11 protein-coding genes are annotated in these 11,925 nt (G+C 34.2%); 3 read left to right on the top strand and 8 right to left on the bottom strand.

What is annotated here, in order from left to right; all coding sequences use genetic code 11:
• Positions 1 to 174: 174 nt before the first annotated feature.
• From yidD to AC52CF_RS13305, 4 genes are all read right to left on the bottom strand, one after another.
• A complete protein-coding gene (gene yidD, locus AC52CF_RS13320; RefSeq protein WP_076393366.1) occupies positions 175 to 417 on the bottom strand; it encodes a membrane protein insertion efficiency factor YidD in 243 nt (80 codons plus the stop codon).
• Between the two features lie 315 nt (positions 418 to 732).
• A complete protein-coding gene (locus tag AC52CF_RS13315; RefSeq protein WP_496517257.1) occupies positions 733 to 1,890 on the bottom strand; it encodes a hypothetical protein in 1,158 nt (385 codons plus the stop codon).
• 42 nt (positions 1,891 to 1,932) lie between these two features.
• Positions 1,933 to 2,490 carry a DUF6705 family protein gene (locus AC52CF_RS13310; protein WP_496517256.1) on the bottom strand — a complete coding sequence of 186 codons (558 nt, stop codon included), beginning with the start codon at positions 2,488 to 2,490 and terminating at the stop codon, positions 1,933 to 1,935.
• Between the two features lie 18 nt (positions 2,491 to 2,508).
• Positions 2,509 to 3,837 (bottom strand): hypothetical protein, encoded by a 1,329-nt coding sequence (locus AC52CF_RS13305; RefSeq protein WP_496517255.1) that lies wholly within the window; start codon positions 3,835 to 3,837, stop codon positions 2,509 to 2,511.
• 221 nt (positions 3,838 to 4,058) lie between these two features.
• On the opposite strand from AC52CF_RS13305, the gene AC52CF_RS13300 reads away from it, so the two are divergent.
• The 3 genes from AC52CF_RS13300 (at position 4,059) to AC52CF_RS13290 (ending at position 6,961) form a co-directional block, all read left to right on the top strand.
• Positions 4,059 to 4,454, top strand: a complete 396-nt coding sequence (locus AC52CF_RS13300) for a helix-turn-helix domain-containing protein (RefSeq protein ID WP_496517254.1) — start codon at positions 4,059 to 4,061, stop codon at positions 4,452 to 4,454.
• A gap of 163 nt (positions 4,455 to 4,617) precedes the next feature.
• A complete protein-coding gene (locus tag AC52CF_RS13295) occupies positions 4,618 to 5,364 on the top strand; it encodes a DUF6261 family protein (RefSeq protein WP_496517253.1) in 747 nt (248 codons plus the stop codon).
• 319 nt (positions 5,365 to 5,683) lie between these two features.
• Entirely contained in the window at positions 5,684 to 6,961 is a 1,278-nt protein-coding gene (locus tag AC52CF_RS13290; protein WP_496517252.1) for a replication-associated recombination protein A, read from the top strand.
• 147 nt (positions 6,962 to 7,108) lie between these two features.
• Here AC52CF_RS13290 and AC52CF_RS13285 read toward each other — a convergent pair whose 3' ends face one another.
• From AC52CF_RS13285 to pheA, 4 genes are all read right to left on the bottom strand, one after another.
• On the bottom strand, positions 7,109 to 7,549 hold the full coding sequence (locus AC52CF_RS13285) for a hypothetical protein (RefSeq protein WP_496517251.1): 441 nt from the start codon (positions 7,547 to 7,549) through the stop codon (positions 7,109 to 7,111).
• A gap of 117 nt (positions 7,550 to 7,666) precedes the next feature.
• Positions 7,667 to 9,880, bottom strand: a complete 2,214-nt coding sequence (locus AC52CF_RS13280; protein ID WP_496517250.1) for a DUF2339 domain-containing protein — start codon at positions 9,878 to 9,880, stop codon at positions 7,667 to 7,669.
• Positions 9,881 to 9,995: 115 nt separating this feature from the next.
• Positions 9,996 to 10,730, bottom strand: coding sequence for a hypothetical protein (locus tag AC52CF_RS13275; protein WP_214589259.1), 735 nt, complete (start codon positions 10,728 to 10,730; stop codon positions 9,996 to 9,998).
• A gap of 328 nt (positions 10,731 to 11,058) precedes the next feature.
• On the bottom strand, positions 11,059 to 11,907 hold the full coding sequence (gene pheA, locus AC52CF_RS13270) for a prephenate dehydratase (RefSeq protein WP_496517249.1): 849 nt from the start codon (positions 11,905 to 11,907) through the stop codon (positions 11,059 to 11,061).
• Between the last annotated feature and the right edge of the window lie 18 nt (positions 11,908 to 11,925).

Here is an 11,925-nt window from a genome sequence, read left to right as displayed (position 1 = left end):
CGAATAAATTTTTACCGGAACATTGGTAGAGTTTACTTTTAAAGTTCCGTCGGACATTCCGTCCGGATAATTCTGCGCAACAAGACACTGGGTAATGAACGCAAAAATGACGAGATACATTCTGAAAAAAATATTACTCATTGTTATTTTTTTAGTAGTTGTTTATTTTAAATTTTACTTTTTTGGCGGTACAGGATCATATCCGCTTCCTCCCCACGGATGACATCTTGAAATTCTTTTTGCACCCAGCCAGAATCCTTTAAAAATACCATGAACCTGAAGCGCTTTCACCATATAATGCGAACAGGTAGGCTCATAACGGCAGTTTTTGGGAAGCAGGGGCGAAATAAACCACTGGTAAAATCTGATGAGAATTACCAAAGGAAAAGTGATGATTTTATTGAATGTAAGTTTCAAAACAATGCAAAAATAGGGTAAAAAATTGAAAATTAGTTTAAATTTGTTAGAAGTTTCGGGACAGAAAAAGCGCATTCGTCGGAGAAATTTTGGTGTTTGTCGATTTAATGGATTTTGTAAGATTTAAATCAAGAAAAGAATAGCTGATCTGTATAATAAAAAAGTAAAACCACCAAAGAAAGGTGGTTTTCGTTTGCTATTGTTTATTTTCTTTATAGGCAATATTTCGTAAAGTGTAATATAAAGATCTTTAATAAAACAGAATCTCATAATTATATAACCTAAAAAAGAAGATGTTTCTTTTTGAAACAGCTTCTATTCATAGTATTTAATTTCTCTTACCCATTTATACAGGTCTTTTCCATCTATGTTTTTAATAATTTCCGTCCAGTTCTTTTGTTTATCGAATTTGTATTTGAAAATAATTTCAGTTGGTTTTAAGTTGTTTTTATCTTTTCCCCAAGTATCTAAGTAAAAAATCTTTTCTATTCGATTATTTTTATATACAAACTGAATTCTATTTGATATATTTCCTTGATAAAAGTGTGTTCTTGTTTTAAGGTTGCCATCATCATAATACTCGTAAGCCATTGCTGATGTACTTGCATAACCTCCATCTTTTATTTCCTCACGATATTTTCCGTTCTTTTCCGGTACAAAATAATGATACTTGTCATCCTGAATTTGTGTTTCTTTTTTAATTCTTCCTAATGAATCACGTTCGTATTTTGTGTACCCGCTTTGAAAAAGTTTTTTATTATAATGGTCAATTTTATAATCAAAGAACTTAGATTCTTTAATTTGGAAGTCGTCATCATAAAAATTAACCTGACAAAGTTTTTTTCGGAAGATAGAATCATTCCCTTCTTGAAAAGAATTTTCTCCTACCTTCTTCCATACGAAATCTGTTACGGCAAAAACACTGTCGGTTTTCGATAAAGTATCAAATCTTGTTACTATAAATGGAGCATTATATTCACGATTATTAAAATAGGTTTTCTCCGGTTCATTTTCCCATTTTGAACGATATTCTGTAAATTTTAATTTTTTACTTAAACCTTTATAAATATATTTTTTATTGGTTGTAGAGTATTTGTCATTAGTCTTTTCATTAATTAATCTTCCCAAACTATCGTATGTATATGTATAATCATCAACAATTTCTCCCGATTTATAATACCATGTTTCTTTTGTAATATTACGGTTTTTATCATAATAAGTTTCATTGTTGATATATCTGCAAAAATCGGTTTCAAACCAGGATCCCGACATACTTCTTCTCAGAATTTTAGGAACCATTCTTGTAGCATGACCATATTCATTATCACCTTTCATAAAAGTAAACGGACCGGAATCATTTAGAAAAACTACATATTCTTTTACATATTTTGGATTTCCTAGAACACTGTCTTTTATAACTTGAGACTGTAAAAGAGAAGATGTGAGAATTAAAAAATATAATAATTGTTGCATTATAATTTGTATTTAGAAATAATGCCTCCGAAGAGGCTTTTATTACTGTTTGGTAAATACTAAATTGTTTGTTTCAGGTAAATAGATTGTTGTATCTGCCCCGTTAGGACAGTTTAGATTGGTGAGAATAACACCTTCTGGTTGATATCTCCATTTTATGTGTGTAGAATCTATCAACTGTAAATCAACATCTCCCCAGCCAAATCTACAATCGCCTCCTGAATAAATAAATGAAATCAACTGATTTGGAAAAATTGTGCTACTTTCGATATTAGAATTCTCAATATTCAAATTCATTGTACTTTTTATTATTGTGCCTTGAGAATTTTTTATACTATAGCGAATAAATAGCATATCTTGATAATACATGTGTGTACCTAATTTCATATAATGATGGTCAATCTTGTCTATCTTAATGGTGATTTCTTTGTTATTGAAATTAGCTTTCCATATTCCAACAAAAGGCAATAATTCATTATTTATATCTTTTAAGTATGCGTTGTCAGGAATTGTAGAAAAACTTGTAGCTAATGGGTAGATCTGTTGTGCCCTACAAGAAAAAGACAACAGTATAATTGATAATAAAAATATATTTTTCATAATAATTGTTTTAATAAGTTAACAAGGTATTGGAGCTTTTATGGTTCCGTCTGGGTTTTGTTGTATGGTAGAAGTATTACCGTTATTTTCTTTAATAAGGTTAATTTTGCCATCTAAACCCATCTCTTTGATTATGCTAAAAAATAATTTTTGAAGTCCTGCATCTGATAGATCATCATTTTTACTTTTTCCTTCTGCTTTTAGTAAATCTTCAACTGTTTTTTTGTAAATTTTATTCATCTCTAATTCAAAAGCCTCTTCTTCTGCATCGGTCATTGGTGGAGGCAAATCTCCACTTCCGCCATTAAAGGTAATAAAATAACTGCCAGACTGGGCAATCATTCCTAAATAAGCATTTCCTGTATTGTCGACAGTGCTACCTATTGGCAAGGTTTGGTTTTGTACTCCTGCAAAACTTAAAAGAGTTAAGATATCTTTTGGAGAAAACATATGGGTTCCATTAAGTGTATGGCAATGAATTCCGCCTAAAGAATTGGTACCAATAATAAAATCTACATGATGTACTCCGTTTACAGTTGCAGGCGTTACATTTCCAGCTTTATCCTGCTGATAGCCTTTTTCATTCGCTACAGCCGTTAAAGAATATTGCTTGAGGCTGTCAATTTTAGGCTTTAATTTAGGATCGGTTACAATATTTTTCGTTTTCTCGCAGGGCGTCTGGTTATTGGGATTATTTGGGTTGTTATTTCCACTTCCGCCACCACCGCCGTAGTCGTAGCCTCCGCCACCATTATCTTCCCATCCCGGACTGGAGTAATCTAAATAGTTATAGCAATTGGTGTAATAATTGGTTTCCCAGTGTCCTCCCGCATTAGGATTAGACTCGTTATCAGGATACCACATGGAAATCGTTTTGGTTATACAAACTATCCCTTTCTGTGTATTTGTTTTGGTGTTATTCGCATCTGTCTTGTATCGGGTATATTTTCCATAGATGATGTTCTGGAAAAAAGCTTTATTGGTTTCAGAATTTTCGTAACGGAAGTAAACTTTTTTATCGAACCTTGCGCAAGCCAATGTATTTACTACTTTACCATTTTCTATGATGGGAACCACCATAAAAGATTCATCATATTTTCCCATACTCATGGCATAATCCCAGTCTGGAGTCCCGGAAAATTTCTTGATGTTGTCCTCGTGTTCGGAGTAAATTTTCATTACATTTTTAATGTACTTTTCATCTTCTTTCCATAAACTTTTAGAATGATAGGATTCGGATGCAGGATCGGAAGAAGAATAGATCTCATCGTGCACACAGGAGTGTAGAAGAAAAAGAAACACTGCCACAAGAGACAGCCACGAAATCATTTTTTTCGTCATAGTCATTTTAGTTTTTTTTCGGGTTAAATATAATTCTTTTTATTATAAGATGCATTTTTTTGTTTTGGTTGCACAAGATGTATTAAAAAAAAATCGATCTATATATGAACAGGGACAAATCTAATACGTAATTTCACTTCTGCCTACAACAAAAGTTTTAAAATCCACCACAAAAGTTTTAATTTTGAAATATAAAAAACAGTAAATTAGCTGAAAATTATCAGAATATGTCTTTAGGAACCAAACTCAGGGAGCTGAGAACAGGAAGAAATTTATCGCAGACACAGGTAGCCATGGAGTTGGATGTTTCCCAGACTGCATACGGGAAATGGGAAAGCGACCAGACCAAACCGGGAATTGACAATCTGCTGAAAATCTCTGAATTCTATGAAACAGATATCTATAATCTACTGAAAGACGAAGGATATGTTCAGGTAAATAATAATAATGACCAAACAAATGATAGTGGGAGCGGAATGATTCAAAATCAGACCAATAATTATAATGCTTCAGAAAAACTCATCGAGCAATACGAAGAGCGCATCAAAGAGCTTCAGGAAAGAAATCGGGAGCTGAAAGACCAGATTGACTTCTGGAAAAATAAAGCCAGCAATCAGAAATAACCAATACGTCTTCCGGAAAGCTTCCTGCACCCCTGCAACAGCTCTTCCGGTAACCGGGAAAGTCTGTTGCACCCCTGCGACAAACTTTCCCGAAGGCGGGAAACCTTCCTGCACCCCAGTAAGAAACTTTCCCGGAAAAAACACAAGAAACATTTTTAAAAATATGAATGCAATAGAATTAAGATTACTTCGTAATGCAGAATATCTGCAATATGTAAAAGACTTTACAGGAATCATTAACTTGAACAACCCTGAATCTTTAGGGATAGAAACCAAGCTTTCTGCTTTCAATACAAAAATTTCCGAACTGGAAGCGCTTTATAAAAAAGCTCTGGCGAGTGACAAAACTCAGGAACTTCTGCTTCTGGACGAACGAAGAGATAATGCCATCAACGGAATTTATTATTTTCTGCTGTCGCAGTCTTATCACTATGAAGCGGATAAGAAACAAAAAGCACAGCTTCTTCTCGATAATATGGCTTTGTACGGAAGTGGTATTGCACGGCTCAATTATCAGGCAGAAACCGCAACGCTTAATAATCTCATGAGAGACTGGGAAAACAAACCAGAACTTACCAATGCTGTCGCCTTTTTTTCCCTTTCGGCATGGGTAGATGAAATGAAAGCGGCTAACGACCTCTTCAATACCACTTATCTTTCCCGTACACAGGAATATGGAGACGCAAGTCCCGAAACCATTAAAGGAAAAAGAGAAGAAACCAATGCGGCTTATTATGCTTTAAGAGACAGGATCGATGCGCTTCATCTTTTGGTAGAAACACCTCCGTCTCCTTATATTACGGTCATTAATCAGCTCAATGCGCTTACAGACCAGTACAATATACTTCTTGTAAACAGAAAAGAAACCGGAGCCGTACAGCAAAAAAATGAAAATCCTCCTTTACAATAATTTTAGCCCGTCTATACCGACGGGTTTTTTAATTGAGAAAACATATTCTTATCTTTACGTTGTATTAAACTTTAAACTAATTTCAGAATTAACCACAAAAGGCACAGAAGACAATGTTAAAGCGATTTTCTATAATAATGAAAGCACTTAAAAGTATAAAAATCAAAGATTTCTAAAAACTATGGTAAGTTTTTCATTGATAATCATCAACTTTAAATAAAAAGTTTAGCCATCTTTTGTCACTTTTGCGGTTCAATAAAAAAGTTTAAACAGATTTAATATGTACTAAAAGAAGTTGATATAAACAATACATTAAATTTTGAACCAAAATATTCCATTAGCTGAAAAATTAAGACCCAAAACACTGGATGATGTTCTCGGGCAGGAACATTTAACCGGAGAAAAAGGGACGATCCGGAAAATGCTGGAAAACAATTCCCTGAATTCCCTGATTTTCTGGGGACCTCCCGGAACGGGAAAAACCACTCTGGCGGAAATTATTTCTGAAAAGTCGGGAAGGAAATTCTATAAGCTTTCTGCGGTTTCTTCGGGAGTGAAAGATGTAAGAGATGTAATTGAAGATGCCAAAAAGCAGAATCTCTTTTCCGGAAAATCGCCGATTTTATTTATTGATGAAATTCACCGTTTCAATAAATCTCAGCAGGATTCTCTTCTTCATGCCGTAGAAAAAGGCTGGATTGTTCTGATTGGTGCGACAACCGAAAACCCAAGCTTTGAGGTGGTTTCGGCTTTGCTTTCAAGAAGTCAGGTTTATGTTTTAAAGGCATTGAGCTATGAAAAGCTGGAAGAATTGATTGATACGGCTTCGGAACGGTGCAATCAGGATGAAAAAACATCTTTCAAAATCATTGAGAAAGAAGCTTTTATTCAATATTCCGGTGGTGATGCAAGAAAGCTGATTAATTCTGTGGAGTTGGTTCTAAATCAATATAAAAATTCCAAAAAATCAGAAATTAAAAATGAAGATGTGCTTGAAGTTTTGCAGGAGACGATGGCACTTTACGATAAGAACGGAGAACAGCATTACGATATTATTTCTGCTTTCATTAAATCCATGCGCGGAAGCGATCCGAACGGTGCGGTGTATTGGCTGGCAAGAATGATTGCAGGAGGAGAAGATATTAAATTTATTGCGAGAAGAATGCTGATCTTAGCTTCCGAAGATATTGGTCTTGCCAATCCGAATGCATTGGTGATTGCCAACAACTGTTTTCAGGCGGTGAACGTGATCGGAAATCCTGAAGCACGAATTATCCTGAGCGAAACGGCGGTTTATCTTGCGGTTTCGCCAAAAAGCAATTCAACGTACATGGCGATTAATGAAGCTTTGGCATTGGTTAAAAAAACGGGAAATCTTCCTGTTCCTTTACATTTAAGAAATGCGCCTACGAAATTGATGAAAGATCTGGATTACGGAAAGGAGTACAAATATGCACATTCTTATGAAGGCAACTTTGTAGATCAGAGTTTTCTGCCGGAAGAAATTAAAGAGGTAAAATTGTACGAACCGGGAAACAATGCCACTGAAAAGAAGATTTACGAAGAATTAAAGAAAAAATGGAACAATAAATACTGAAACTCTTTATTAACCGCAAAAGTTCCAAAAGACAAACATCATAAATAATAAGAATATTCAAAGTTCTCAAAAGAAAAGCTTTAAGCAATATTACTGAAAAAGGATGCTCAAATTGGGCATCCTTCTGTTTAAATATGATCTGAGAAATTACTTTTTAGAAGTCGTTACAGATACCATTTTCTTACCGTTGCTGGTAACAACCTGCGCGTTATTGATGATGTCTCCGTATACCATAGTTTTTGTATTGGTAAACTCGTATCCGTCAATAAGTACCGGTGTATCTGCAGGAAGTCCGTACTGTGCGTTCAGTTCATTTACAGGCATTCTGTCGATTACGCCCTGATTGCTTTTCAGTTTATATTCTACCAATCCGTTATCAGCAATATAATCGAATTTTTTTAAATTCTGAGGAAGTTCTGCTGCAGATTTGTATGCTTTTGAGCTTTGTACAGAACCTTTGTAATGAGTATTAAACATATCTACCGTTCCTACAATATCATTTGCCACTGCAAATTTTGTAGCTGTATTCTTCTGAGCAAACAGCGTAGCAGAAGATAATAATAAAAAAGAGTGGAGAATTTTTTTCATAATGTTTCCGGAATAAATGACTATTAAAAACGTGATAAATATAGGTATTTTTTATAGAATGTAAATAAAAATTCATAATATTTTAACAATCGTTTATCAATAAAAGCTTTTACGAAGTTATAAATTCTCAGTTTCCGGCTTTTCTTCTTTGTTTTCCACTAAATTTTTAATGATTTTTTTGAGCCTCTGAAACAGGAATGAACTTAGTAACAAAATGATTCCCAGTATAATAAATGCAATGATTCTCGATATATTGTCCATTTCCCATACATCATACAGATAAAGCTTCAGTATGGTGACTGCTATTAATGCAAAGCCAATCTTGCTGTATTCCGGAATATTATTTTTTAGCCCTTTATAAATTAATACGGATGAAAGCACAGCCCAGATCATTGAAAGATAAAGAAGCCCAAAATGTTTACTTAAAACTTTCATGCCGGAAATGTTTTCAGCATTCAGTAATATATAAATGTTGTACAGTTCAAAGCTGAGTGCAGTTATAAAGGTTACAGAAATCAGCCAGTACGATAGTTTTATTTTGAAAAAATTGGATTTGGGCAGAATCTGGAGAATGGTATATATAAAAGGAATCCAATATAAAAGATAAAGCCCGTAAAAACCAAGTGATATTTTATCCAACAAATAATTAGAAACAATTCCTGTCCCAGAAACAGCAGTATCAATAATAATCAATACACAAAACAGATAAATAAATTGGGTTGCTGAAGCTTGAGGAATTTCCAGTTTTTTTCGGAACAAAAGAATTGCGAAAATATAATAAAGTGTAAAAATAATTCCGACACTGAAAATTACAATCCACGGTTGTGAGGAAATGTGATACATGATTTCCAGCAGAATAGCGAAATAGATAACACCATAGCTTAATATCGAAAATAAATATTCGAGAAAAGCATTGAATTTTTCATCGTGATCGGGATGTTTTCTCAGTAAAAATAAACTGAAAAATGTTGTTATCAAAGTTACCAAGCTTGTTAAAAACACAGGATTGAAAATAATATTCAGATTTTTGGCATCAATATATTCTGTCCAGGTAATTACTTGTGCAGCAATTACCAAAGGAAAAAGAACATAGAAACATTTTCTGAAAATCGGCAGGCCGGTTTTCTTCCAGATATATAAAAGGAGCGTTGCTTCAATTGCCCAGACACTCGTAATGAGATGGGTTTTGAACTGCAATGCAACGGCTAATGTTAAAAGACCCACCGTAATAGCTGCAAAAACAGAGTAGTTAATTCCAAAATTCTTTTGAGAATATTCTCTGAAAAGCAAAAATGAATTCACCAAAGCAAAAATCAGCGGAAAAATAATCACAGGTTCATAGCCAAGCTGATTAAAAATATAAACCAGTCCGATGATGTTGGTAAAATTAATTAAAACAAGCATCAGAATATCCGGTGAAGACATTACTTCTTTCCGGAAATAATTTTTTAAGGCAAAAGAATAGAAGATAATGTATCCTGAAATATAGAAATAAATGCTTGTAAGCTGAGTAGTTTCAAAAGTCCAGTACAAAAGATAAACATATGTGAATATGAACGCAATCCATCCGATACTTTTCCAGTTTTTAAGAAAGGCAATGGTGAGCATTCCCAGATTCAGAACCGTAATGTAAGTAAACAAAAACGGATAGTTGCTGTGTCCAGAACTAACCATCAATGGTGCTAAAAAACCTCCGAATAAAGAGAAAATAATCAGAATTTCACTTTTATAATAATAGGAGAGTGCGATGCATATCAAAGTAATCAGGCAGGTAACAGAAAAAGCAATGTTTTGCGAAAACAAATGATATTCCCGAAAAGCAATAGTAACCGTAAAGTACAATACAGCAATCCCGCCTCCTGTAATAATGGAAGAAAAGACCGAATAGTTTTTCCTTAAAAAATGACCAAGTAAAATAATGACTGCTCCCAGAAAGAATCCGATTCCGACTCTTGGGGTTTCTCCGATCCAGTTTTTATCAATGGCATACTTTACAAAATAACCGATTCCCAAAACCAAAGTAAAAATCCCGATAATGGTTAAAGCATTCTGTTTCAGAAATTCGAAGATAATATTCATCCAGTCTTTTCCTTCTTTTTCAGGAATAATTTCTTGCTGAATATTTTTCTCTTCCTGAGGAAGAACTTCATGTTCTGTCGGGTGCGGAATTTTCTGCCATTCTTTTTCTTCTTCTTTTCTTTCCGGAATTTCAGGATTCAGTTTTGAACTCAGTTCTGAAACCTTTTGTTCTAATCTGCTGATCTTACTGCTCAGATTATTATAAATGATGAATATAAACAGAATGAGGAAAATAACAATTGCATAAATCATCTTTGTTCTTTTGGGAGTATCAAATATAACAATAAACTTAATAGCAAATAATTAATCCGCCAATAAGCAAATTATATGGCGGATTAATCTAAAAGTAATATTTGAACTATAAAAATTAATTAGATACTTTGTAAATATAGAAAGAGCCTGTGCTTGAACCGAGTAATCCCAAATCCAGTACAGTGTTGTTGGTAAGACCGAAAGATATTTTATCTCCTGCCTGAAGAGAATATAATGAATTAATACTTCCCTCAGAGATTGTTAAACTAACCAATCCAAGATTGACTCCGCTGAAATCACTCGTGTCGATGATGGTAGAAGTTCCTGCGCGGTTTCTTAAAATGGCAATGCTTGGTGTTGTTGTAAGAACTCCGGATTGAATACCTGTACCATACCTGAAACTAAATCCGATTGCATAAATACCTGTAGAAGGTGCTGTATACGTATTATCAGAATCAGAGAACAAAGACGCCGTACCTGTAGTTCTTTCTGTGGTTAAAAAATTTACCGGTCTGAAACCGTTTGGTAAAATTCCCACATTGATCAAAGTAATACCTGAAGATTTTTTCGCGGAATAAACAGAAGTATTAGCTCCCGAAGTCATTATGTAATCTGCAATAACCTGTGGAGCTACCTGCACAACCTGTGAGTCTCCACCGGTATTTTGGTTGACAGCCAGCATCTGGTATCCTGAAAGAGTAGAAGCGGCGGGAGTCTGCCTGATTTTCATTGTTCCATTAATGTCGAGATTGGCTTGAGGGTTCGGAGTGTTAATGCCAACCCATCCACTTTGAGCAAAAGTTGAGGCTGACATCATAGCCAAAAGTAAGCTACAAATTTTAGTTTTCATGCTGCAAAATTTAAATTAGTTAATGGTTTTAGTCTCAGTCAGTTGTTATAATCGCATCAAATATCATGCAATAAATACTTTATTTATGGTAATTTTTCAATATTTAATGGAAAATTATCATAAAAAATCAATTATATGCAAATTATGTTAATTTGGATATAATTGATTTTTTCCTTATGAATATTTGAAAATTCTATTAATCAATAGTTTGCAGGTAACAACTAAGTAGAAAAATTTCTTCTTATTTTCAAAACCAAGAAAATAACTAAATAAATCTCTTTGAGATGAAATATATTAATTGGTATATCCTTTTGTAAATAAATATTAATTAGCTTTTTAGAAAAAATTCTTTATAGTTGCCGAGAAAATCTACTTCTACATTCAGTGCTTTTAATTCTTCAAGTGCATTTTGATAAAGTGCCGATTCCCAGCTTCCGGCTACATTGATGAAGAAAAAATAATTTCCGAGTCCTGTTTTCAGGGTTCTGGATTCTATTTTGCTGAGGTTCATCTTTCGCCATGCAAAAACCGACAGAACCTGATGAAGCCTTCCCGCATGATCTTCAGGCAGGGTGATCAGCAGACCGGATTTTTCTCCCAAAACTTCCAGATTTTCATTACTGTAAGCATTGTGTTTTTTCGAAATGATAATGAACCTTGTATGATTCTGCTCAAAATCCTGAATATTTCGATGGATAATCTTCAATCCGTACAAATTTGCTGCAAACTGATTAGCCACAGCCGCCAGATTCCTGTTCATGTTTTCAGAAACGTGTTTTGCTGCGGCAGCGGTAGAAGAAAAATCCTGTTTAGGAACATTTTTAAACTTCGAATCCAGAAAATGAAAGCTTTGTGCTAAAGCCTGCGGATGAGAATATATTTTTTCAATATTTCCTTCATCACAGTTTGGATGTATCATAAGATGATGTGCGATGGGCATTACTGCTTCGGCTTCTACTGCTATAAAAGGCGTTTTATAAAGATAATCCAGTGTCATGGAAACCGTCCCTTCAATGGAATTTTCCAGAGGAACAACGGCTTTATCAACTTCTCCGTTTTCTACAGCGGTAAAACAGTCTAAAATATTGGCGTGTGGTAAAAGTTCTTCATTGGGAAAAAGCTGGGTAGCAGCAAGCTGGGTAAAACTTGCCTGCGGTCCCAAAAATGCGATCTTCATTATATCTCTTTTATTATT

It is taken from the genome of Chryseobacterium sp. 2P (assembly GCF_059579425.1).
The sequence above is the reverse complement of the archived record's forward strand: the minus strand, read 5'-3'. Positions and strand labels throughout refer to the sequence as shown.

What these genes read in the sequence shown, in the direction of transcription:
- AC52CF_RS13315 (WP_496517257.1), bottom strand. Translation starts at nt 1,890, where the DNA reads ATGCAACAATTATTATATTTTTTAATTCTCACATCTTCTCTTTTACAG.
- AC52CF_RS13310 (WP_496517256.1), bottom strand. Translation starts at nt 2,490, where the DNA reads ATGAAAAATATATTTTTATTATCAATTATACTGTTGTCTTTTTCTTGT.
- AC52CF_RS13305 (WP_496517255.1), bottom strand. Translation starts at nt 3,837, where the DNA reads ATGACTATGACGAAAAAAATGATTTCGTGGCTGTCTCTTGTGGCAGTG.
- AC52CF_RS13300 (WP_496517254.1), top strand. Translation starts at nt 4,059, where the DNA reads ATGTCTTTAGGAACCAAACTCAGGGAGCTGAGAACAGGAAGAAATTTA.
- AC52CF_RS13295 (WP_496517253.1), top strand. Translation starts at nt 4,618, where the DNA reads ATGAATGCAATAGAATTAAGATTACTTCGTAATGCAGAATATCTGCAA.
- AC52CF_RS13285 (WP_496517251.1), bottom strand. Translation starts at nt 7,549, where the DNA reads ATGAAAAAAATTCTCCACTCTTTTTTATTATTATCTTCTGCTACGCTG.
- AC52CF_RS13280 (WP_496517250.1), bottom strand. Translation starts at nt 9,880, where the DNA reads ATGATTTATGCAATTGTTATTTTCCTCATTCTGTTTATATTCATCATT.
- AC52CF_RS13275 (WP_214589259.1), bottom strand. Translation starts at nt 10,730, where the DNA reads ATGAAAACTAAAATTTGTAGCTTACTTTTGGCTATGATGTCAGCCTCA.
- pheA (WP_496517249.1), bottom strand. Translation starts at nt 11,907, where the DNA reads ATGAAGATCGCATTTTTGGGACCGCAGGCAAGTTTTACCCAGCTTGCT.